Below are 22,540 nucleotides of genomic sequence, written 5' to 3' on the forward strand. Positions count from 1 at the left end.
GACCAAATTGATAATGGGTCGTCCAACTGTAGACATCATAGTACCTGTTTATAACACAGGAAGCGTAATAGAAAGATGCGTGGAAAGTATAGTTTCTCAATTAGGCATAAGAGAAACTCATTACAATATCATTCTTGTGGACGATGGATCTGACAGCGAAACTTGCGCTCACCTAAATAAGCTACAAGAGCTTTATAATGTTAGCGTCGTTCGCCACTCTTCCAATCGTGGAAGAAGCGCCGCAATAAACACCGGAGTATCGAAAGGTAGTAGTGACACCGTTATAATTTTGGATGCTGATTGTATATGGGCCTCCAAAATCGTTTTCAATTCTTTTTTGTCCAAAGTGCTCGATGATGGTTATGAAATCTGCTTTGGTTTAACTAGCGCAACAGGCCAGGGTTTTTGGCAACGCCTGAATGCAGAAGTGTGCAAAAAGAGAGCTAAAGGTGAAATTAGCAGACAAACCACTGCGAATTTTGCCATTACTCGATCCTCCTTAGAGAAAGCGGGAAAATTTTCTGAAGATTATAAAGGCTATGGCTTTGAGGATAAGGATCTAATCGCTAGGCTTTCCAAAATGGGCTTAAAATATTGCGTTAACCCATCCTGTTTGGCCTATCATGATGTATCATCTACTGATATTTATATAGTTTCAAAAAAATATTTTGAGGCTGGTAGAATAACTGCGCAGAAGTTCAATGAAAAACATCCTGAAGCATACAGGAAAACCATGTATTCTCTCTTTGATTCTGAGCACAGAAGTATAGTAACTAAGGTTATTTTAGATATTTTAGTTTTAGGCCTTCCTCTTCTAATGGCTTCCACCTCCTACTCTTTAAAGAGTAACGTTATACCTTTTTTAGTTAAAAAGTGTTTTGTAAACGCGACACTTATATTGAGCTTTTATAAAGGCACGAAAAGCAGGCAAAGTCTTGATTAATAAAAACGAAGCCAGACGAGTTATTATCGCCACATCAACCTTCCCCAGGCATAAAAACGATGTTGTCCCTCGCTTTATACTTGATTACGCCAAAGCAATTAAAAACATAGGTATTATTCCCTTAGTCGTCGCCCCCCACTGCAAAGGGCTGTCTCTATACGACAACATAGAAGGTATTGATGTATACAGATTCAGGTATGCTCCTGACTTTTTAGAAAAACTGAGCTACGGAGCAGGTATAATTTCCAACATCAAAAGAAATCCATTTATCTCTTTAACTATCCCTTTTTTTATAATTTCCCAGGCTTTAAAAATTAGGGCGTTAGTAAAGAAAACAAAACCAAGCATCGTTCATGCGCACTGGGTACTCCCACAAGCCATATCAACATCTATAGCAACTATTGGCCTTAATGTTGACAATATACTTACAATGCACGGTTCAGACTTAGATTTGGTTAAAAAAGGCATTTTCCGCCAGATAAGGAGATGGTTATTAAAACCATTTAAGTACGTTACAGTCGTGAGTAGCCCCATGCAGACGGAACTGGAAAAACTGGCATGTGTATTGCCGTCGAGAATACTAGTTGCCCCGATGGGAATACCAGACATATTTTTTTCCCAACACTCAGCGCCCATTAAACGAAATAACAATATCTTATGTGTAGGCAGGCTGGTTAAGCAAAAGAACCCTATCCACGTGCTCATTGCATTTCATCAAGCTAAGGCGCAGCTTCCAGCTGACACGAAGCTAATATTCTTGGGCGAGGGGCCAGAGAAAACAATTCTGCAGCGATACATAGATAAGTATTCATTAGCCAATTTCGTTGAACTGCGTGGTTATCGTAGTCATAGCCAGTTAGCAGAGCTATATAGGACAAGCAAGGTTATTGCTCATGCCGCAGATAATGAAGGTCTAGGGCTAGCCATACTGGAAGCAATGGCCTCCGGCTTAGCGCCAATTGTCCCCGACTTCCCTGCAAGCAAGGATTATATCAGCAATAATGTTAATGGCTTTGTATACCCAAAAGGGAATATAGAAGAGCTTTCTATGCTTCTAATAAAAGTCTTAAGTTGCGATAATACATTGCATGAGTTATCAGAGAATGCACGCACAACCGCCAATCTATACTCTTGGAGCAGTTGTGCGAGAAAATATGCATCAATCTATGATGCCTCATCGTCAAAAGATCGACTCAACGAATACTGAAGCCCCGATATTTGTTCAGAAACCAAGCCTATCAGAAAGACAATGACGCTTGTCACTAACAAGAGTGCGCTCATATTAGTGAACTGATGAAAATTGTAATAGGTATAGCTGTAGTAACCGAGGCCAGTAAAAAAGAAAAACAAGCTAATAGGGACAAAAAACTTTAAAGGCGAGTACAGGGTGCCAATTTTAAATATTATTAATAAAAACCGAAAACCATCATGTATTGGCCTTATATGACTTTTTCCTTCCCTACGCCCAACTGCCACTTTTTGGTAGCCAACAGAATATCCCATTCGAAAAAACGCCATGGTAATCGTCGAAGGGTAAGAGAAGCCATTCGGTAGCAAATGAAGAAATCTTTTAAACTTATCAGCCCTAACTGCCCGAAAGCCTGAGGTGAGATCTTCCACCTTTTGATCGACCATCAAGGACGCCAACTTGTTATAAAGATTATTCGCCAAATACCTTCCTATATTTGCTTGCGCTCCTTTATCTCTCGCTCCCACAACCATATCGTACCCCTCATCCAGCTTCATTAGTAAAGTATGGACTTCCTTAGGTGAATGCTGACCATCCGCATCCATAAACACCAAAACGTCACCAGTTGAAGCTCTCGCGCCAGCTTTCACCGCAGCGCCATTTCCCTTGCTATATTTGTGAGTTACGAGTTTTACTCCCTGTTGCTGGCAATATGATCCAGTATCGTCCGTTGATCCATCATCAACAACAATCACTTCTGCATCTGGATAAAGCGCTAATAATTCAGGGATAACTCTTTTTAAATTCTCAGCTTCGTTTTTTGCAGGAATTACCACACTTATCATGCTTTGCCCTTAATTTTCTATCAGTTGCGACAATGTATCAATCTCAGACTTTTTACTCTGACACTCAAATGAGTTATCAGAGCACCATTTTCTGACCTCTGCAAGTCTCTTTTCAGCTTTGTCCAACTGCTCTGACAGCGCATATTTCTCAGCGAGGCTCAGCGCGATATCTACTCGCCAACCAAGATTGATAGCGTATTCCAGGTTCTCAACAGCCCCCGAAAGATCATTATTGTGATCGCTTAGCCTGGCTTGATAAATGTAGAGAGATTTCTTTCTTGATATGTAATTAGGATTATCCAGGAGCGCAGCCGAAAACAACATCATATCTTCCGTAGATAGGTTGTTACAGCTCCCACCCTCTTTCAGGTCCAATAGAGCATTTAGCAAGACAATTGTCTGGTTATAAAAGTCAGACTGCCTAGCCTTACTTATAAACTCTTTCAGTCCAGGCCTAGGCAAACTATCATCCATACATACCAACTCATACCAAAGTAGCTCTTTAGTTGGATCCTTCGGAAAATCATTATGTGTCTCTTGATAAAAATCTGCTCCTGCTTTATGAAGCCCAAACTGAAATAAAGTTGCTCCGAGATGTGAGTACGCCCTTTCTGACAGCGGGTTTTCCAAATACCATTCATAGGCTTGCTTGACCGGGTTCGCCCAAGCATCAACTTCTAGCTTTGTAACAAATGCAATGAGAAACAGATATGCCGCAGAGCATAATGCCAGTACATATTTTATAAGCTTACTTATGACAATAGATCTAAGCGCCATCATTAAACAGAATGAGAAAATCAACGCAACACCGTATATTGGAATGTAATTTCTATGCTCAAAGTACAGCTCTAACGAGAGCACTGAAGATTCCATTGAGTGTCCGCACAAGAAGAATAAAACTCCAAAGGAAATATATGGAGTCCTTTTTCTATACTTCAGGGCAAAAAATATAGATAGAATCCAAAACATAGCGGACAGCAGAGTTGTTGGAGGGGAAAAAATACCCGTTGACTTGGAAACCCCCGCATTAATCAAACCAAACTTGTATGATCCTGGAGAAAGAAACTTCAGACAGTATTCCACCAGAATTCTTCCTTCAGTCAAGAGGCGCTCATATGCGTTGAAGTCTCTGGCGGAGAATGCCCCAATAAAATATCGATGATAGTCATACAGTATGACAGAGCTAAAAAGTACATTTCCTCCAACAACTACCGTAAAAAACCAGAATTTGTAGCCTCTAGTCCTAGGCATTTCAGAGTAAACAGTAAGATCAAGAGCTATAATGAAGAGAAGAGTAAGAAAGCCATTTTCCTTACATAATGTGGAAAACAAGGCGAATAGACTTACCACACCGAATAATAATAAAATTTGAGCTCGACCGCAGGCTCCTCTTACATAAGTCCACACAACTAACGCTAATAGTGTGAATGTTGCAGCAAGCTCAGCCATCCTCTGGGTGATATACAGAACTGTTGAAACCTGTATAGGAGCGAACGCCCACAATAAGAAACAGAAAAGAGAAATCCATCTAGCCTCACTTACGCTCAGACGGACAGTGCATATCCTGTAAGTTAACCAGCAAACCAATAGTGAGTTTATTAGGTGAATAAATATATTAACGACTTTAAGATCGAAGAGGCCTTCTCCCAGAGAGTCTTTTTGCAAATAAAACGACAGATAGGACAACGGCCTTTTTAAATCACCTACATCCCCCGAGAAATAGCGAACATACCCTTCGAACCAAGTTAGACCGTCCAGCCCCAACAATCTATGTAGTACATGCTGATCGTCTAGGATGGGGACTCCGCCATTGGCGCCAGGAAAATAGATTAAGAGTAAGGCTACACACGCGATCACTATTAAAGATATATAAAGCCTAAAGGTCATATAGCCCTATCTCATTATGCACAGCAATATTATTTACAAGAAGACGGAAGATAAGAGGGGTCAATGCTTGTTGCAGCATTAGCGCTAGAGGATGTTTTACCACAAAACCAAGTCTTGCCATTGTTATCGGAAGCCATGGCAAAAGTTTTACCTGATATGTTACTGCTTACACCTGCATTTCTCATTGTTGCCTGAATCACAATAACGCCTGATGCAGGGTTCATAATACTCATGCTACCGACATATTTCCCTGATGCGCCAACTTCAATTGCCGCTACAGAGGGAACTCTCCCTGTATTATGCACAAACTCACTCACTTTCGTCTTAAAACTATCTGTCAGAGTAACCGCTTCCGCCACTTGAGTTCGAGCAACATAATCAAGATAACCAGGTATTGCCAGTGCTGAAACTATCCCTATTATGGCAACTACAATCAATAGTTCCAACAAAGTAAAGCCTTTCAAATAACCTTTCATATGTTGGCGCCTCTTAAAGTAAAAAGCCCCCTATATAGGAGGCTTTATATGATAGCTAGAACTTAACTGTGTCAGTCAGCTGTAGCTACGATTATTAAGGTTTGCAAGAGCTTGGCAGGTACTGGGGGTCCAGATCAGTGTTGTCGGATGCACCAGTAAAGGCGGTAGCGCCGTCATTTTGAGTAGCAACTTTACCGCATGTCCAGTGCTTGCCACCATCGTAAGTTGCAGTAGCAAATTTCTTAGCGGAGATATTTGCATTTACGCCAGTAGTCTTCATTGTTGCAACAACAGCCCACTGGTTAGTAGTGATACCGACAACAGTCATACTTGCAACGTATTTACCATCTGTAACCGCGCCAACTTCAGTCAGACCCGGTCTTTTAGCTGTATTCTGGAATGCTTCCGCCATAGAGCCTTTTACCGCAGAAGTCAGGCTCACAGCTTCACTCACCTGAGAACGAGCGATGTAGTCTTGGTAAGCAGGGATAGCCACCGCCGCCAGGATACCAATGATCGCAACAACGATCATCAATTCAATAAGGGTAAAACCTTTTTGGATGCTTTTCATTAACTGATCTCCTCAATCGTCTTTCGACTATTTAAACGTTTCGGGGGCCACTGCCGACACCTTGCACAAAGAGGATGCAGTCTACGTGCCAACTTCCCCTTCCGTCTTGCTCTTTCTTTTATTTCAAGCAGATAGCAGAACGCTCCCGCCTTACTTCCTCTCTTTTTCAGTCTAGACAAAAAATAAGTGCTGACCATTATCGCCAGTTGGTGACAAATTTTGTCACTCTGCATAAAACCTGTAATGCAACTTTCCAACTTCCCCAATTAAATCTAAACTTTTGAAAGGATGTTTATTTTTTTAGTCGACCCCTTAGTATGAATACTCAAATGACCACTCCCCTTACAGGGTTAGCACGCCGTTTTGTCCAAGACGGAATTATCGAGGAAAGTACTGCGCGCGATGCGCAGAATAATGCAGGCAAAGCAAAGCTCCCTTTTGTGAGCTACCTAGTGCAACAGGGGCTGGCCAAAGCGACCCAGCTAGCTTATGCCGCATCGGCAGAGTTTGGCGTGCCTTTGGTTGACCTGAACTCTATCGCCCTTGATCAAGTTCCCGAAAAAATTGTCGATGAAAAGCTAATAAGAAAGCATCACGCCTTGCCCTTGTTTAAAAGAGGCAACCGGTTGTTTCTGGCTTTGGCTGACCCAACCAACCTGCAGGCGCTTGACGAGATAAAATTCCACACAGGGCTAAGCACCGATGCTGTCCTCGTGGAAGACGACAAGCTTTCTTCAGCTATCGAAAAGTATCTTGAGGCCCAAGAGCAGCCCCTAGGAGATATCGATGGCGGCGACTTAGAAGATGTCGATATAGAAACTGGCGACGATAGCGACAGAGATGACGACTCAGGGGCTGAGCAAGACGACGCCCCTATCGTCAAATACATAAATAAGATGCTCCTGGACGCGATTAAGGGCGGGGCTTCAGATATACATTTCGAACCCTACGAGAAAACTTATCGTGTCAGATTTAGGACAGATGGCATATTGCATGAGGTATCGAAGCCGTCTATAAAACTCGCAGCCAAGCTGTCAGCGCGTTTAAAGGTAATGTCGCAGCTAGATATTTCTGAGAGAAGAGTTCCTCAGGATGGCCGCATCAAGATGAAGCTTTCCAAAACCAAAGCCATTGACTTTCGAGTTAACACTCTCCCCACGCTCTGGGGAGAAAAGATTGTTTTGCGGATACTGGATCCGAGTAGCGCAAAACTGGGCATTGACGCCCTTGGATACGAAGAAGATCAAAAGAAAATGTATTTGGACGCACTTGCGCAACCGCAAGGCATGATATTGGTTACCGGGCCTACAGGAAGTGGTAAAACCGTTTCTCTTTATACTGGCCTGAATATACTGAATACCACGGAAAGAAATATCTCTACGGCGGAAGATCCGGTAGAAATCAACTTGGAAGGAGTCAACCAAGTTAACGTAAATACAAAGGTCGGCTTAGACTTTTCTTCTGCTTTACGGGCGTTTCTTCGACAAGATCCCGACGTGGTTATGGTGGGAGAGATACGGGATTTAGATACTGCGTCTATCGCTATCAAAGCAGCACAAACAGGGCACTTAGTGCTGTCTACACTTCATACGAATAGCGCTGCCGAAACCTTAACCCGACTTCGTAATATGGGGGTTCCCGCTTTCAATATTGCAACCTCGGTAAGCCTAATTATCGCACAGCGCCTTGCAAGAAGACTCTGCCCAGAGTGTAAGGAGGTGATCTCCGTCCCCAACGAAGTTTTAAAGGAGGAGGGATTCACAGATGCACAAATTGAAACAGGCTTTAAATTGTACAGTCCAAAAGGTTGTGGTAAATGCAAAGACGGATATAAAGGCCGTGTGGGTATATACGAAGTAGTGAGAGTCACCCCCCCTATGCAAGAACTTATCATGAATGAGGCAAGCTCACTTGAGCTAGCCAAGCAGTCTCAGAAAGAAGGTTTTCGCAATCTCAGACAGTCAGCGCTGAGAAAAGTAATTGAGGGCGTAACCAGCCTAGAAGACGCAAATCGGGTAACGAAGGATTAAAATATGGCCCAAGCAGCACAAAAACACTCAACCTTTGTCTGGGAAGGCACTGACCGAAAGGGGAATAAGACCAAGGGAGAAACGAGTGGGTCAAACGTAGCCCTTGTAAAAGCGCAGCTGAGAAAGCAGGGAATTAACCCCACCAAGGTCAGAAAGAAAGCAGAAAGTATTTTAGGCAAAAGAACCAAGAAAATAACTCCGTTTGATATCGCCGTATTTACTCGCCAAATGGCGACGATGATGAAAGCTGGAGTTCCTTTAGTGCAGTCGTTCGACATAGTTGCAGACGGGCTTGAACACCCATCGCTAAAAGAGCTCGTTTTAGATATCAAGAATGAAGTTGCGGCAGGTAATAGCTTTGCTGGCGCACTAATGAAACATCCAAAATACTTCGACGATTTATTTTGCAACCTGATTGACTCAGGTGAAAAGTCGGGCGCTCTAGAGACAATGCTGGATCGAGTGGCGACTTATTTGGAAAAGACAGAAATTCTGAAGAAAAAGGTCAAAAAAGCAATGACATACCCTATTGCGGTGCTTGTCGTTGCAGTAATTGTAACAGGTATATTGCTGGTCAAAGTCGTTCCCCAGTTCCAAGATCTATTCCAGGGCTTCGGCGCCGATTTGCCCGCCTTCACCCAAATGATTATTAACATTTCAGAGTATTTGCAGGCGTCCTGGTACATTATTCTTGGTGTCATTATTGCCGCGATATTTAGCTTTAGCGAAGCTAGGCGAAGGTCTCCAGCGTTTTCTGATGCTGTTGATAAGTACATATTAAAGTTTCCTGTCATGGGCGATATTTTGCACAAGTCTGCAGTAGCTCGCTTCGCCAGGGTTCTTTCAACTACTTTTGCTGCCGGCGTACCACTCGTTGACGCCTTGGATTCAGTAGCTGGAGCCACAGGAAATGCAGTATTCAGAAGAGCTGTAACCAAAATACGCGACGACGTATCCTCGGGAACGCAATTGCAATACAGTATGAAAACTACGGGCGTATTTCCCGTTATGGCCATACAGTTAACTTCAATTGGCGAAGAGTCTGGCGCTCTAGATGACATGCTGGAGAAAGTCGCCGATCACTATGAGTCTGAAGTAGACGATGCCGTAGACAACCTGACCGCGCTTATGGAACCAATGATCATGGCCGTGTTAGGGGTTTTGGTTGGCGGCCTGATTGTTGGTATGTACCTCCCCATATTCCAATTGGGCTCTGTGGTCTAATCAAATACTTATCCTCAAAAGACCTCGCACCCGCGAGGTCTTTTTTTAACTGTGCCCATATATAACCGATGTTAGAAATCTTTAATCAGTTCAATCATAACCCTGCGCTGCTTTATACCACGGTCATTGTTTTCGGCTTGGTTGTCGGCAGCTTTTTGAATGTCGTAATTCTGCGGAAGCCGAAAATGCTGGAGCAGGAATGGCGCGCTCAGTGCGCTGAAATTCCAGGCTGCGACTGCCCTAAAACAGATGAGCCTCTGATCACGCTTTCCAAACCCGACTCAACCTGCCCTAAGTGCGGACATAAAATCAGGGCCTGGGAAAATATTCCGGTTATCAGTTATCTATTCCTTGGCGGCAAGTGCTCCTCGTGTAAAACAGGTATTTCGATACGCTACCCCCTGGTGGAAATCGCTACCGCTTTATTGGCGGTTATTGCCGTTTGCTATTTCAAAATGAGTTGGGCGGGACTGGCGGCCATTGGCTTAAGCTGGACATTGCTTACGTTGTCATTGATTGACTTCGACACCCAGCTGCTTCCTGATGACCTGACGCTTCCTCTGCTTTGGGCGGGGTTGTTAATCAATATCCAGGGTATTTTCGCTCCCCTATCAGAAGCTGTGACTGGCGCAGTGATTGGCTATTTGGCTTTGTGGTCGGTTTACCATTTATTCCGACTTTTGACCGGCAAGGAAGGTATGGGCTACGGCGACTTCAAGCTGCTTGCCGCTCTTGGGGCCTGGCTGGGCTGGAAAATGCTTCCGCTCATTATTCTGCTTTCGTCACTGGTTGGGGCCATTATTGGCCTGGCTATGATCATTACTTTAGGTAGAGATAAAAATATCCCGATCCCCTTTGGCCCCTATCTGGCGATCGCCGGCTGGATCGCCATGATCTGGGGAAATGATATCGTATCCGCCTATTTGGGGATGTATTCTGCACCTTAGTCGCAGTATCTTCCCCTACATGAATCAGATTACTCAACATAACTCATTAGTCATCGGACTTACCGGCGGCATCGCCAGCGGTAAGTCCGCAGCAGCGGCCAAGTTTGTCGAACTAGGCGTTCCCTGTATAGACGCCGATCAAGTCGCCCGCGACGTAGTCGAGCCTGGCGAGCCAGCCCTGCAACATATTGCAGAACATTTCGGCTCCGCCTTGATCACGCCGAGCGGAGCTCTGGATCGCGCAGCGCTTCGCAAGCTGGTGTTCCATGATCCTGAGCAGAAGAAGTGGCTTGAGAGCCTGCTGCACCCGCTCATCAATCAGCGCATACGCAATTGGTTAAGTGCATGCGCGTCGCCTTATTGCATCCTTGCATCCCCTTTATTGCTGGAAACCCGGCAACACGAGCTGGTAGATCGCATACTGGTCATAGATGTTCCTGAGCCAGTGCAAATCGCCAGAACGATGGCGCGAGATCAAAATAGCGAGGATTTGGTCCGCCGGATTATTGCGACTCAAAGCGGCAGAGAGTATAAACGCCAACATGCGGATGATATCATCCTGAACGATAAGGACTTGGCCCACCTGAACCAGGAGGTCGCCAAGTTGCACGAATACTATTTAGAACTGGCGCAGCATGATCGATAAACCTTCAACCTCTTCAGCCACGCGCACATCCCTGAAAGTGGATTGCCCAACGTGTGGAAAGAAAGTCCCATGGATTCAGGAAAATGAATTTCGTCCATTCTGCAGCAAACGCTGCCAAATGATCGACCTGGGCGCCTGGGCGTCCGAAGAGTATCGAATTCCAGAAGCTGAGGAGAAAGACAAGTGGTCTGAAGCCGACGACGATCGGCCCAAGGACGCCCATTGATATCCAACCTCTGCGACCTTCCTATTCACATACCAGGATGTATTAGCCGGTGACGTTCGCGTACAAATACCTTTGTGCGGCCCTTGCCGCCGTCTCATTCCAATTCATATCCGCTTCCCTTTCTCATGCCAAGGAAACAGAGGAAGCTATTGAAACTAAAGCCTCCGTCCCTGCCGAGGATAGCGTTCAAGCGATAGAAGACGAGGAAGACGCAGAAAAAGAAACCATGACTGAGCGCTCCTTCAGCTGGATCGTAGATCAACGCAACGCCTGGTCAAATAGAATCGGTTCTCTTGGACGCAATATAGACGGCTTTTTTGGCGGCAAAGAGGCTGAACTGAGCGCCAACGGCAGCTTCTTGAAAGTTGGCTTGTTTGGTGTTTGGCGAAAAGAAGAAGGGATTGATCCCGAACCACGCTTCAAGTTTCGTTTGGACCTTCCTTATACCCAGGACCGGTTCAAACTGGTGATCGAGAACGACCCGGATGAAACCAAAACTTTGGCGGAAAAAAACCGGAACCGGGTGTTAAAGGAAAATGAAACCACCAACACCACCAGTACGGGCTTCTTTCGCTTAATTGCCGCCCTGAAAGAGTGGAAGTTCAAAGGCGACCTGGGTATCAAGCTGGAAATCCCACTGGACCCCTTCGCCAGGGCGAAAGCGGAGAAAGAGTGGGCGCTCTCTGACACCTGGGACTTCCGGGTAGACGAATCGGTTTATTACTACCATTCCGATGGCTGGGGTCACACCAGCGCCTTCTACTTTGAGAACGCCATTTCAGACCGTTGGTTCTTCCGTTCCAAGTCAGAAGCGCAGTGGGTGGATAATCGAGACGGTTGGGAATTTGCGGAAATCTTCTCACTTTCACAAAAGATAGATGAGAATCGTGCAATGAATCACCAGTTGGGATGGCTGGGAGAAAGCCGCCCTAACCCACGCACCAGCGCTTACTTTATAAACACCACCTACCGTCAACGGCTTTATAGCGACTGGCTCTTCCTCGAAAGCACGCCAGAACTGCTGTTTCCCAGAGACGATAACTTCAAGCCCAATCCGTCGCTGACGCTGGGAATTGAGATGATCTTCTCAGAGTAAATCATGGCGATGGAAGATCTAATCTACCGCCCAATTGGCCACATCCGCTCGTGCTTCCCAGAAAAGTTCGGAGCGCCGCGCCAACCTGGGCTAATCAAACACGCCATCACGGAAATCGTGCTCACACAGGAGTTTTCTTCCGTAGAAGCCGTGTCGGGATTAACAGCTTTCAGCCATATTTGGGTCCTGTTTCATTTCCATAAAACCGCCGCTGCAGGCTGGAAGCCGAAAGTCCGCCCTCCGAGGCTCGGCGGCAACAAGTCAGTCGGCGTATTCGCCTCCCGCTCTCCATTTCGTCCCAACCCCATTGGACTCTCCGCCGTACGCCTGCTCTCTGTTCAGGAGCATGAAGGGTTACAAGTGCTCAGCGTGGAAGGGGGCGACTTCGTAGACGGAGCCCCTGTATTAGACATTAAACCTTATATTCCCTATGTCGACGCAATAGAGGCTGAAGGCGGCTATGCGGTTGAGAAGCCTGAGCCTTGCCTGGAAGTGCGCTTTACAGAAGAAGCAGAACATAGCTTGCGTCAATTCAGCCCTCAATATCCCAACCTGCGAGAGCTGATTATTGAGACCATTGGACTCGACCCGCGTCCCAGCTATAAAAAAAGCCAAACCGACTCGAAAGTCTATGGCTTGGCTTTATACAACCTGAATATTTCCTGGCGTGTCTATGACGATTACGCGCTTGTCAGCGCGGTTACGCCTCTGGAAGTTAATGAGTAGTTACTTCAGAACCTGAATCAAACTCGGGAAAATCCGGCGCATGCTTTTCAATCCACTCTATCGCCGCTTCTTCCCCTGACATACGACGACCTTCCGTCGCCAATACTTCCCGTTTGTAATGCTCAATGTGACACACCTGCTCCACCATCCGTGCGGCGAATGCATCTTTTTCGCTCATGAAACGCAACCCTATTTCAAAACCGTTACCCACATCATTACACCAGATTACCTGAGCTGGCGTTCTAAAGGTTGGGCGTACAAAAGCGATAACCACCATCACCTTCTCTCCCACCTCATAGGACGTTGGCGACATACAACAAACTCCGCCGCAGCTTATGTTTTGCATGCAGTGCGAAGACGCGGCGGGACAACAGCCGACGCCCACGGTGGCGGGGCTCTTATGGATTATAGTGTCAGTACAAACACCAGATTCGGAGTATGAGCCTTCTTTGGAGGGGCGTTTCTTTTCAAGCAGAATAGGGATATCTGTAGGATGACGTATAAACTGACGCATCGCTGTATCTCCAGTCACAAACATGTTCATAAGCACATCGCCTATTCAATGTCAGCGTTAAATTGACCTTCTTACAGCTCATCCGTTGGCGTTCGTGTTCAGTGTAAAACTCTGCGCTTCTCCTTTGCCATACTGCTCCCACTTCTTGACGCTTGAAGCTGAAGGCCGATAGAACACAGCTTCTGACGCGCGACAACAATCCTTAATTTAAGATTTAGGGGAAAATGTAGTCTTTTTCAACCAGACTCACCCACTTACGGGGATTTTTTTGATTAATTTTTCAAAATTTAACAGCATCATCCAACAATCTGTCACAAAGGAAGCTATCAAGCCTGTTCCAACACTTTTTCCTCAAAGTGACGAACAATAGCACTGAGCTCTTCGAAACGGATAGGTTTGGTCAGAAAATCGTCCATCCCGCACTGCATGCATTTCTCTTTCTCGCCGGGGAACGCATTCGCTGTGAGCGCCACAATAGGGATATGAGAAAAGCTTTGGGCACTCTCACGAATACGCCTGGTCGTCTCATAGCCATCCATGACCGGCATCCAGCAGTCCATGAATATCAAATCAAAATGGGTTGAACCCAGCTGTTGGATGGCGATTTCGCCGTTTTCAGCAAAGTCCACTCGGCAGCCGCACTTCTCCAACATCTTGCGGGCGAGATTGCGGTTGACCGTATTGTCCTCAACCAGCAGAACACGTAAGCCGGAACGCCTTGAGTCCCTGCGATCCTCAAAGGTCATCAGGCTGGGAGAAAGGATAATCGAAGTTTCATTCGGCTCCTCCACCAAAACCGAGTACAAGGCGTCGCGTAAGTGCGACTCTCTGTCCAACTTACTGAGGTAGCCGGAAACTCCCGCGCCCTTCAACTCAGACACATGCTCTCTTTGCGGGTGTGAGGACAACGCCAAAATCGGCGCGTTTTTCTGCAAGTCCAAGGATTTTATGGACTTAATCAGATCTATAAAGTCATCTCCCGGCAGCGACTCGTCCAGAATCATCGCGTTGTATGGGGCTTTAGAGTCCACCGCCTGATTTACCAGCGCCCTGACCTCTTCGGAGGTTTTAGCAATATCGCAATGCAGCAGGGATTCTTCGGAGAAAATATCCAGAGTAGCCTTGAGACTCAGCTCATTGGCGTCCGCCACGAGGATGCGGCTTTCTCTGAAAATATTTTCTTCATTAAGAATTTGAGGGCTATAACTTTGCACGCGCTGACAGGAAAGTTGCGCCCAATAGGTCGTGCCTTTACCTTCCTCACTTTCGATGCCGAAAGAGCCGCCCATCAACTCCACGAACTGTTTACACAACGCCAACCTCAACCCTGTGCCAACTTCGTTGAGGCCCTGCGAAACCGGCGCTTCAAAGGTGTTGGACAGCAAGGTATCAATTTCATTAGGGCTGATTCCCGGGCTGCTGTCTTCTACGGTAAATCGTATGCGCACCCGATCTTCGTCAAACGCCACCGGATGCACATGCAGCACCACCTGGCCTTTTACCGTGACCGTAATCGCAACGGAGAGCAGGCTTTCCAGCACGCGCAACAGAATATTGCGATCCGTCAGCACCCGCGTCGGCAAGCCTGCATCCACAAAGGTTTCAACGTTCAGGCCTTTGGCTTCCGACACCGCCGAAACACGCGCCACCGCCGCCTGCAGCAATGCTCGCAATTCGGTAGGCGCCAAATCCACTTGCGTCGTGCCGGCTTCCAGTTTGGAAAGGTCCAGCATATCGTTAAACAGGGTCAACAAAGACTCTGAACTCTGTTGCACCGCCAGCAAATATTCACGTTGCTCCTGAGAAACGGGGGCATCCAGCAACAGGCCGGTATAGCCAAGAATGTTGTTCATCGGCGTGCGCAGCTCGTGGCTGATATTGGCGATAAACACGCTCTTGCTTTGATTCGCCTTTACCGCCTGGGAGCGCTCGACTTGAGAGCGTTGCTCTGACTGCCGCAGAATGCGCGTCTGCTCCAGCATGCGAATACGCAGATTATTAATGGCGGTGACCACCTGACTCAGCTCGTCGGATGAGGATGGCGGCTTACGGTCCAGGGTTAAGGTCGCCGTCGGGTTATCAATCTCCAACCTGCGGCAATATTGCGACATCTTTTCCAAATGCCGACTGACCAAAAGCCAGAAGATCAACAAGAAGAAAATAGCGACGACAAAGGTTTTGACGCTCTGGGTAATCAGAATAATAAGCAGCCGGTCCCAGATTTTGTGCTGGATTGGCTCCAGTGTGGCGATGAGCGTCAAATCTCCCAGCCAGTAATTGTCCATGCCCGGCTGATAGATGGGATACACCTTGCTGAAGGAAGGCTCACCGGATGGCGGCGTGCCAGCGGTAAACACATCCTGGTAGTTGGTGACCAGGGAGACGTTGTAAATTTCCGGCAGGCGCAGCAATCCCCGCAATAACACATCCAGGTTATCGTGATTGATGCTCCAGAGGCTATTCGCCAATCCCGGTTCGAACGTACTTGCGACATCGTCCAGCCTGGTGTTGAGCGCCGCCACTTCCGCACGGTAATCCAGCCACAACTGTACGCCGGTGGAGACCAGGGCGACGGCTGTGCTGAACAGCAGGACGCTCGCCACGACCTTCGATCCTAAAGGATACTTTCGCAGCCGTTTACTAAATTTACCCCACAAACCCCTAAACTCCCTGTTTGCCTACTACCGTTGAGAGCGCTATCGATATTGTAGCAAAACCTTACTTTGACACTTTGACGTCCAGTCGCCTATTCGCCGCCCGCCCATGGGACAGCGACAACTCTATATATGTTCCCGTCAATAATCCATCCCGCCTACGTATTCAACAGCGATCAGAAGTATAGGATGGCGCGTTGTTCAAACCACCACCGCATCGGCTTTAAGCTGGCCACACCAGGGATCAACTGCTATCTTTAGCGGAAAAACTGACTGCTAAACCTCAACTCTTCCGGTTCGGAGCTCCCCTTTTGAACGAACATGTCGTCGTAGCCCTCGCCGCCATCCTGTTTTTCGGCGTCGCATCTCAGTATATAGCCTGGAAACTGAAACTGCCTTCAATACTGTTGTTATTGCTGAGCGGTATAGTTCTGGGTCCAACGACCGGCGTACTGAACCCTGACGAAATTTTCGGCGACTTCCTGTTTCCAGCTATTTCCTTTGCTGTCGCCATCATCCTGTTCGAAGGCGGACTCAGCCTTAAACTGGCGGAACTCAAAACCAGCTCAACCGCTGTTCGCAGTCTCGTCAGCGTGGGAATCTTGATTACTTGGTTTCTCGCCTTTTTCCTGTCCTGGCTTACACTCGACGTTCCCTGGATTCTCGCTCTGCTGATCGGTGCGATTCTTACCGTCACCGGCCCCACCGTGGTGCTGCCTTTGTTGATGCTGATTCGCCCCAAAGGACAGGTTAACTCCATCCTGAAATGGGAGGGCATTCTCAACGACCCCATTGGCGCACTCCTTACTGTATTGGTGTATGAGGCCGTCGTGTCCACCAGCGTGGGCAAAGCGACGACCCTGTTTTTATCCGGCTTCTTGCTGACTGTCGTAGTAGGCGGCTTGATGGGTTTGATTGCCGGTATGTTGGTAGCCACAGCGCTACGTCATCACTGGATACCGGAGTTTCTGGGCAACACTTTCACCCTCGCGATGGTCATGTGTCTGTTCACCGCCTCCAACCTGATACAGCATGAAAGCGGCCTGTTCAGCGTTACTATTATGGGGATCTATTTAGGCAACCAACGCCTGGTGTCGATACGCAATTTGGTGGGCTTTAAAGAAGACCTACGCGTCCTGCTGCTCTCTTCCATGTTTATTGTTCTCGCCGCCCGTCTGGACGTAAAAGACCTTGAGCACATCCATGCCGGCAGCTTCGCTTTCTTACTGTTGCTGGTGTTTTTGGTGCGTCCGGCGGCGGTTTGGGCTTCAACCGTAAAAAGCAATCTGAGCTGGAAGGAAAAGGTATTCTTATCTTCCATGGCGCCCCGAGGCATCGTCGCCGCGGCGGTGGCCTCTCTATTCGCTGTACGCCTGCAAGGCATCGGTTATGAAGAGGCGGAAGCATTACCCCCCACGATGTTTCTGATCATCATGGGTACAATTCTTATCTACGGGCTGGGTGCCAGACCGCTGGCGAAGAAGCTGGCGCTGTCCGACGATAACCCACAAGGCTGTATCATTCTTGGCTCCAACGCCTTCACCAATGCGCTCGCCAAAGCGTTGAAGAATGAAAACGTGAGCGTGCTGATTGTCGACGCTCGGTGGAGCAACATTAAAGAAGCCCGTATGGAAGGAACGCCGACACTGCTGGGCAACGTCCTGTCCGAGCAATTACTGGAGCGCGTCAATTACACAGGGATGGGACGCTTTCTGGCGTTGACGCCCAACCTGGAGTTGAACTCCCTCGCCTGCATTCGTTTTTCCGACATATTCGGCGTCAAAGAAGTCTATCAGCTCGGCGAACCCGAAGATAAGGACAAACCCGCTCAGTGGATTCCCGAAGACTTGTCCGGCGTCGCCCTGTTCTCCACTCAGGCCACTTACAACCACATCATGAGGAGATTGAATCATGGCGCCGTCATCAAGCGCACTCCTCTTACCAAAGACTTCACCTACGAACAGTTTAAGGAAAAGAACCAGGATCAAGATCCATTACCGCTATGTCTAGTGGGTGAAAACGGAACATTGAACTTCTTCACCGTAAAGAAAAACCTGCAACCCAAGCCAGGACAGGTGTTGATCAGCCTCGTTGGCTAGCGTCTGCTGCTAAACTTTCTAAAGCGCTCTTTTTAGCTCAACATCAGGCAGATGCTGACGCTTTAAAGAGCCTGTTTAAACCACTTGGCATGACATGAAGGAATCATCCAACCGATGACGTCGTTAAAAAAAATAACTCACCGGATCGTTTACCCCTGCGTCTGCGCACTATTATCTTCCCCTGCATTGGCCCTCTCTCCCACACCTTTTGAAGTGGGGAACTACTCTCCTCTCGCGCAGATATTTGGGCTGCCGTCTATTCAAACAGCCCTGAACACCGCGCCATCCGGCTTTGAGGCAAGCCTGCAGCACGCCACCGCCAATACCTATGTCACACACGAGAACATCAACGAAATTTCCTATTTTGACGGCGAAGTGGCGATAACCTCGTTATCGCTGCGCTGGCGTTTCACAAACGACGCCGAACTTACCTTGAGAGCGCCCTATGTCGACCACAGCAAAGGCCTGTGGGACGATTTCATCTACGATTGGCACGAATGGTTCGGCCTTCCCCAGGGCGGCAGGACGCAGGACACCAACGATCAATTCGCCTATGTATACCAGCGCAATGGCGAAAGGCTGCTGAATTTTCGCGAAGAAGCCGCCGGGATCGGCGATATTCGTCTTGGCTACTCCCAACAGTTGCATTTCTGGGAGCAGGATTGGCTGGCGCAACTGGAAGTTAAAGCGCCGACAGGAGACGCAGATAAGCTTACCGGCAGCGGCGCCTGGGACCTCTCTGCAGGCATGGGCTGGGAAGGAGCCGTAACGGGTCCCAACCAACGCTTCATTCCATTCGCCGGCGCCGCTGTCAGCTACCTGGGCGATAGCGACCTCAAACTTGCGCCACTACAGAAAAACTGGGCGCTGTCCCTACGGGCTGGCGGCCATTGGCGCGCGCTGCCTTATCTCACGCTTACGGCGCAGATAGACAGCCACTCCGGGCTTTACCATAGCCAGTTACGCGAACTGAGCAATTTCTCCCTGCAGTTGACCACCGGCGGACAAGTCGCCCTCAGTGATTCGCTGGTGCTGAACATCGCAATCGCAGAGGACCTCAACACCACTATCACGCCGGACTTTGTCGCCATTCTGGGTATGACCTACGGCTGGTGATTGAGTCAGAGCTCCAGATAACCTGTTATTAATTTGAGCCGACATTCGCCTGTGGTTAAGATGTCGGCTTGTCGCCTTTAGCGCCTGAGGGCGTATTTCCGCAATCCGCTACAAGATATTCCGTAGTTGGACACATTCCGCAAACGGAAGTTCGCCGGAAACTTTTTCTCAGAATGATTAAACCAGGAGCAACCATATCCATGAGATTTTTAGGGCTTAACGCGGCTATCGGCGCCGCCGCACTGTTGGGAGCCAACATCGCAACCGCTTCCGAATTAGACTTCAACATTGGCGATGAGTCCGTTAATGTACAGGTCAATATGCTGCCGCAATCCAGAGATTTTGAAACAGGCCTTGGCTACCTGTACCACAAAGGCGGCGGTCACCTGCTCAACGGCGACCTGCATGCACGGGGGCAAACTGCTATCGGCAACCTGCCGACAACGGTTGGCATTGGCGCCCAGCTGGACGTTTTTACCGAAGGTGACGTCGACGGCTCAGCCATTGCATTAGGTGGATACGCACACATCAAAATTCCCGCCGTTCCAGGATTGGGAGTCAAACTGGCTGGCCATTTCGCGCCGTCCATCACATCCTTTCAGGACGCCGAGCAGTTCTCCCGTTTTGACGTCAAAACCACTTACCGCGTGATTCCCAACGCCGATATTTATCTGGGATACCGCGTCATCAAAGCGGACATTGAACGCAATAATGACATCACTCTGGACGAAGGCGTAAACGTCGGCTTCGCCCTGCAGTTCTAAGTCTCTGTAAACGACTTATAACGTTTAGCAAGACAAACTCTCGCCGCAGAACGCGCCTCTTCGTCGCCTGCGGCGATTTCATCGCCCTCATTCCTGCGCCTCCCCGGCTAGGACTGCTTCACAGATTCCTCAAACCAGGGTTTTCCGCCCTCCGTAAAAACCCTTAGACTAGCCCCCAACAGCCTCAATAAGAATCAACAACGGAATTGCCTATGTCATTGCGCGAGCTGAAAAAAGTTTCCGGGCTCCTGCTGCTTGTATCCATACTCTCCGCCTGTGGCGGCGGCGATGAATCTCTAGATGGCAACGGCGGTTACACGCCGCCCAAGAACGACAACAAAGTTGATCCTCCTGCAGGCGACGCCAGCGGAGAAACTCCCCCCGATCCCATTGACGGCAGACAGGTCAATGTCGCAGTACTCGCCACGTCGGGCATGCAAGAAGCCACCATCGCCCAAAAAATACTGAGTGCTTTCCTGCCAGCTTCAGCTTACGCCATCTCAGCCGGAGACAAAGTGGCGGCCAATCTGAGCATTCAACAGCTGGATTATCGCGGTAATGTTATTTCCGGTGGAGTCATCTCAAGCAATGACTATTCCGTCAATCGCTCCAGCGACGGCAGCTACACCATCACCTTTGACGGTTCCATTCCGCAAAGAATTGACTTGGTTATCGCCGCGGAGCTCAGTAACGGCTCTGTCATTCGCACGGGTTTGCCCAACGCTAACAAAGGGATACTGATTACCGCCGCGTCGGAATATGCGGTTAGAGATTTCTTCAGCAGCCTGAGTTCTCAGGCCGAGCTAGACGGAATGATGCCCTGTAACGACAGTACGGATTCCTGCGGCTCACAGGCCGACGCACGCATGCTGAACTGGGCCGCATTGATGAACGGCGTGCAGGATTTCGAAGTCACCTTACCGGACAATGCAGACCTGGAAGAGACGATGGCGTTTCTTGGCGACAACGTATTATTTGACGACTTCGTCGACCAGTTCATCGCCACTATCCGTGAGAAAAAGATCGACGGCACAACATCAACCAGTATTGCGCCAGTGTTGGAAAACCGAGCCGGCCTGTACAACTCTGTATTATTCGCCGCCGGACTGAACCAAGGCCTGCCCAACGGCGCTAAAACCGTGGTGTTCTCCAACCGCATCGCCACGATCAAAACCAATACGTCCGCGGAAGTCACGACCTATTCCTACCCCATCGCCAGCTTTACCGCCACCGTATTGGGCATCATCAATAACATTATCGTCGAACAGGTTCCCTGGGAGCGCCATAGCCTGACCCAAGTCTCCGACGACGTCTTCAACCAGGGCGCGCAGGCGGAAGAGGATGATATTAACGCCCATGTCGGTTCAACACTGACCTACCTGTCTCCAAGCGGCTTTTTCGATATGGCGCGCCTGCAAACTCAGTACATTACCCGGGAAGACAGCGCCAGCCCTACCGGCTGGTTGACTAACCCTTTCTATACTCGCCTGTACACCACAAAATCGACCAATGACGACAGCACATCCTCGCCCTCCATGGCCTCCGCTTACTTGAGCGATGGATTTGCGATTGAACTGGCCGCCAAGTCAACGGGAGGGTATAGCCGCGAGCTGACGCTGGAAAAATTGAACACTTTCGGCTGGCTTTTCCATAGCAAACAATCCTCGAACTTCAGCACGGACGTGATCAATGGCGGCGATTATGGTGTGATCAGCCTGCGCCAGAACCTGTCCACAGACCCGGTCATGACGGTCGTTGGCGCGATTCACCACTGGCTAGCGACCTCAAGCGATATTGCGCAAACGCAACCCGCTCCGGTTGCAGGCGATCCCGACATCTATCACACCTATCAGATGAGCCGTAGCGCGGACGGCTCCGCCTCAGGCGTCGGCATGTCAACGGAAACGCCCGCGTCTCTGGCGCTGGAGCGACTGCCGACCATCAAGTACAACAACGCTGATAAAGTCTATGAAACGCAATATACCGGACGAATCAAAGCTGGCTCAGCCAGCGGCGTCAGTGACCCTTCCGGCAATGTCCTGTCGTTCAATATAGACAGCGATACGGACGGCCAAGGCATCATTCATGCGGTGAAGTTGTCAGACACGGACATTAACTACGCCGGCGCCAGCTATGTGTTATATGGCAATAGTTTAGGCATCAGCGGGGGCGCGACCTTATTCGGGAATCACAACCTGTCCACCCTGACCTTCGACGACGCCTCGGTCGCAACCCTCCATCTGAACGAGCGCCGGGTGACACAGACCATTGGCAGCCAGACACTCAGCGATATTGAAAATCACGATGTGGATTACTCTTTAACGCCACAAGCGTCTCCCGCCGCCAACACGGGAGCGGACAGAAACCTTCTTAAGCTGGATTTCACCGATCCGCAGCCCGCAGGTGGAGAAACGCTGACAATGGAAGGATTCGCCGCCAGCGGCGGCAATCTGCTGATTTTACTGGTGCGTTACGGCGACCGTATCGGATTGGTATATGGCTTCAAGCAACAAGCGTTGACCGCAAACTCAGATTAAACGCCCTTCCCCTGCTCTCCACTTTGACGTTGTGGAGAGCAGGCCATAGC

19 protein-coding genes are annotated in these 22,540 nt (G+C 48.6%); 13 read left to right on the plus strand and 6 right to left on the minus strand.

Annotated features, from left to right (window positions below; genetic code table 11):
• The first annotated feature begins 13 nt into the window (after nt 1-13).
• Both KP814_RS01130 and KP814_RS01135 read left to right on the plus strand, forming a co-directional pair.
• Complete coding sequence (locus tag KP814_RS01130) at nt 14-943, plus strand: glycosyltransferase family 2 protein (protein ID WP_216735018.1); 930 nt, start codon at nt 14-16, stop codon at nt 941-943.
• Nucleotides 936-2,150, plus strand: a complete 1,215-nt coding sequence (locus tag KP814_RS01135) for a glycosyltransferase family 4 protein (RefSeq protein ID WP_216735019.1) — start codon at nt 936-938, stop codon at nt 2,148-2,150. The genes KP814_RS01130 and KP814_RS01135 overlap by 8 nt, the downstream gene beginning before the upstream one ends.
• On the opposite strand, the gene KP814_RS01140 is transcribed toward KP814_RS01135, so the two are convergent.
• The 4 genes from KP814_RS01140 to KP814_RS01155 all read right to left on the minus strand — a co-directional run bounded on the left by KP814_RS01140 (nt 2,108) and on the right by KP814_RS01155 (nt 5,911).
• Nucleotides 2,108-2,977 carry a glycosyltransferase family 2 protein gene (locus tag KP814_RS01140; protein ID WP_216735020.1) on the minus strand — a complete coding sequence of 290 codons (870 nt, stop codon included), beginning with the start codon at nt 2,975-2,977 and terminating at the stop codon, nt 2,108-2,110. The genes KP814_RS01135 and KP814_RS01140 overlap by 43 nt on opposite strands.
• A 9-nt stretch (nt 2,978-2,986) precedes the next feature.
• Nucleotides 2,987-4,864: a hypothetical protein gene (locus KP814_RS01145; RefSeq protein WP_216735021.1), complete on the minus strand. Its 1,878-nt coding sequence runs from the start codon at nt 4,862-4,864 to the stop codon at nt 2,987-2,989.
• Between the two features lie 29 nt (nt 4,865-4,893).
• Nucleotides 4,894-5,340, minus strand: a complete 447-nt coding sequence (locus KP814_RS01150; protein ID WP_216735022.1) for a pilin — start codon at nt 5,338-5,340, stop codon at nt 4,894-4,896.
• 94 nt (nt 5,341-5,434) lie between these two features.
• On the minus strand, nt 5,435-5,911 hold the full coding sequence (locus KP814_RS01155) for a pilin (RefSeq protein WP_216735023.1): 477 nt from the start codon (nt 5,909-5,911) through the stop codon (nt 5,435-5,437).
• Between the two features lie 317 nt (nt 5,912-6,228).
• On the opposite strand from KP814_RS01155, the gene pilB reads away from it, so the two are divergent.
• The 7 genes from pilB (at nt 6,229) to tsaA (ending at nt 12,806) form a co-directional block, all read left to right on the plus strand.
• On the plus strand, nt 6,229-7,941 hold the full coding sequence (gene pilB, locus KP814_RS01160) for a type IV-A pilus assembly ATPase PilB (RefSeq protein ID WP_216735024.1): 1,713 nt from the start codon (nt 6,229-6,231) through the stop codon (nt 7,939-7,941).
• A 3-nt stretch (nt 7,942-7,944) separates the two neighbouring features.
• The gene (locus KP814_RS01165; RefSeq protein ID WP_216735025.1) at nt 7,945-9,165 is read left to right on the plus strand and encodes a type II secretion system F family protein; all 1,221 of its coding nucleotides are present in this window, start codon (nt 7,945-7,947) and stop codon (nt 9,163-9,165) included.
• A gap of 68 nt (nt 9,166-9,233) precedes the next feature.
• Nucleotides 9,234-10,112 (plus strand): A24 family peptidase, encoded by an 879-nt coding sequence (locus tag KP814_RS01170; RefSeq protein WP_216735026.1) that lies wholly within the window; start codon nt 9,234-9,236, stop codon nt 10,110-10,112.
• Nucleotides 10,113-10,131: 19 nt separating this feature from the next.
• Entirely contained in the window at nt 10,132-10,758 is a 627-nt protein-coding gene (gene coaE, locus KP814_RS01175) for a dephospho-CoA kinase (RefSeq protein WP_216735027.1), read from the plus strand.
• Nucleotides 10,748-10,984 carry a DNA gyrase inhibitor YacG gene (gene yacG / locus KP814_RS01180; RefSeq protein ID WP_216735028.1) on the plus strand — a complete coding sequence of 79 codons (237 nt, stop codon included), beginning with the start codon at nt 10,748-10,750 and terminating at the stop codon, nt 10,982-10,984. Before coaE ends, yacG begins: the two co-directional genes overlap by 11 nt.
• Nucleotides 10,985-11,033: 49 nt before the next feature.
• On the plus strand, nt 11,034-12,080 hold the full coding sequence (locus KP814_RS01185) for a hypothetical protein (RefSeq protein ID WP_216735029.1): 1,047 nt from the start codon (nt 11,034-11,036) through the stop codon (nt 12,078-12,080).
• A gap of 3 nt (nt 12,081-12,083) precedes the next feature.
• On the plus strand, nt 12,084-12,806 hold the full coding sequence (tsaA, locus tag KP814_RS01190) for a tRNA (N6-threonylcarbamoyladenosine(37)-N6)-methyltransferase TrmO (protein WP_253938084.1): 723 nt from the start codon (nt 12,084-12,086) through the stop codon (nt 12,804-12,806).
• Here tsaA and KP814_RS33290 read toward each other — a convergent pair.
• Together KP814_RS33290 and KP814_RS01200 are read right to left on the minus strand one after the other, a co-directional pair.
• Nucleotides 12,796-13,350 (minus strand): PilZ domain-containing protein, encoded by a 555-nt coding sequence (locus tag KP814_RS33290; RefSeq protein WP_371824019.1) that lies wholly within the window; start codon nt 13,348-13,350, stop codon nt 12,796-12,798. The genes tsaA and KP814_RS33290 overlap by 11 nt on opposite strands.
• Nucleotides 13,351-13,646: 296 nt before the next feature.
• Complete coding sequence (locus tag KP814_RS01200; protein WP_216735031.1) at nt 13,647-15,923, minus strand: response regulator; 2,277 nt, start codon at nt 15,921-15,923, stop codon at nt 13,647-13,649.
• Between the two features lie 362 nt (nt 15,924-16,285).
• Here KP814_RS01200 and KP814_RS01205 point away from each other — a divergent pair, with 362 nt between their 5' ends.
• The 4 genes from KP814_RS01205 to KP814_RS01220 all read left to right on the plus strand — a co-directional run bounded on the left by KP814_RS01205 (nt 16,286) and on the right by KP814_RS01220 (nt 22,490).
• On the plus strand, nt 16,286-18,073 hold the full coding sequence (locus KP814_RS01205) for a sodium:proton antiporter (RefSeq protein WP_216735032.1): 1,788 nt from the start codon (nt 16,286-16,288) through the stop codon (nt 18,071-18,073).
• A 114-nt stretch (nt 18,074-18,187) separates the two neighbouring features.
• On the plus strand, nt 18,188-19,189 hold the full coding sequence (locus tag KP814_RS01210; RefSeq protein ID WP_216735033.1) for a DUF3187 family protein: 1,002 nt from the start codon (nt 18,188-18,190) through the stop codon (nt 19,187-19,189).
• Between the two features lie 200 nt (nt 19,190-19,389).
• Nucleotides 19,390-19,953 (plus strand): YfaZ family outer membrane protein, encoded by a 564-nt coding sequence (locus KP814_RS01215; RefSeq protein ID WP_216735034.1) that lies wholly within the window; start codon nt 19,390-19,392, stop codon nt 19,951-19,953.
• A 212-nt stretch (nt 19,954-20,165) separates the two neighbouring features.
• Nucleotides 20,166-22,490, plus strand: coding sequence for a hypothetical protein (locus KP814_RS01220; RefSeq protein WP_216735035.1), 2,325 nt, complete (start codon nt 20,166-20,168; stop codon nt 22,488-22,490).
• Nucleotides 22,491-22,540: the final 50 nt, after the last annotated feature.

It is taken from the genome of Hahella sp. HN01, assembly GCF_018986435.1.
In the GTDB taxonomy this organism is placed as follows: Bacteria; Pseudomonadota; Gammaproteobacteria; order Pseudomonadales; family Oleiphilaceae; genus Hahella.

Excerpts from the sequence above, each read along its gene's own strand:
- KP814_RS01165 (WP_216735025.1), top strand. The coding sequence starts at position 7,945 with ATGGCCCAAGCAGCACAAAAACACTCAACCTTTGTCTGGGAAGGCACT.
- KP814_RS01220 (WP_216735035.1), top strand. The coding sequence starts at position 20,166 with ATGTCATTGCGCGAGCTGAAAAAAGTTTCCGGGCTCCTGCTGCTTGTA.
- yacG (WP_216735028.1), top strand. The coding sequence starts at position 10,748 with ATGATCGATAAACCTTCAACCTCTTCAGCCACGCGCACATCCCTGAAA.
- KP814_RS01130 (WP_216735018.1), top strand. The coding sequence starts at position 14 with ATGGGTCGTCCAACTGTAGACATCATAGTACCTGTTTATAACACAGGA.
- KP814_RS01155 (WP_216735023.1), bottom strand. The coding sequence starts at position 5,911 with ATGAAAAGCATCCAAAAAGGTTTTACCCTTATTGAATTGATGATCGTT.
- KP814_RS01210 (WP_216735033.1), top strand. The coding sequence starts at position 18,188 with ATGACGTCGTTAAAAAAAATAACTCACCGGATCGTTTACCCCTGCGTC.
- KP814_RS01215 (WP_216735034.1), top strand. The coding sequence starts at position 19,390 with ATGAGATTTTTAGGGCTTAACGCGGCTATCGGCGCCGCCGCACTGTTG.
- KP814_RS01140 (WP_216735020.1), bottom strand. The coding sequence starts at position 2,977 with ATGATAAGTGTGGTAATTCCTGCAAAAAACGAAGCTGAGAATTTAAAA.
- tsaA (WP_253938084.1), top strand. The coding sequence starts at position 12,084 with ATGGCGATGGAAGATCTAATCTACCGCCCAATTGGCCACATCCGCTCG.
- coaE (WP_216735027.1), top strand. The coding sequence starts at position 10,132 with ATGAATCAGATTACTCAACATAACTCATTAGTCATCGGACTTACCGGC.
- pilB (WP_216735024.1), top strand. The coding sequence starts at position 6,229 with ATGAATACTCAAATGACCACTCCCCTTACAGGGTTAGCACGCCGTTTT.
- KP814_RS01170 (WP_216735026.1), top strand. The coding sequence starts at position 9,234 with ATGTTAGAAATCTTTAATCAGTTCAATCATAACCCTGCGCTGCTTTAT.
- KP814_RS01150 (WP_216735022.1), bottom strand. The coding sequence starts at position 5,340 with ATGAAAGGTTATTTGAAAGGCTTTACTTTGTTGGAACTATTGATTGTA.
- KP814_RS01145 (WP_216735021.1), bottom strand. The coding sequence starts at position 4,864 with ATGACCTTTAGGCTTTATATATCTTTAATAGTGATCGCGTGTGTAGCC.
- KP814_RS33290 (WP_371824019.1), bottom strand. The coding sequence starts at position 13,350 with ATGAACATGTTTGTGACTGGAGATACAGCGATGCGTCAGTTTATACGT.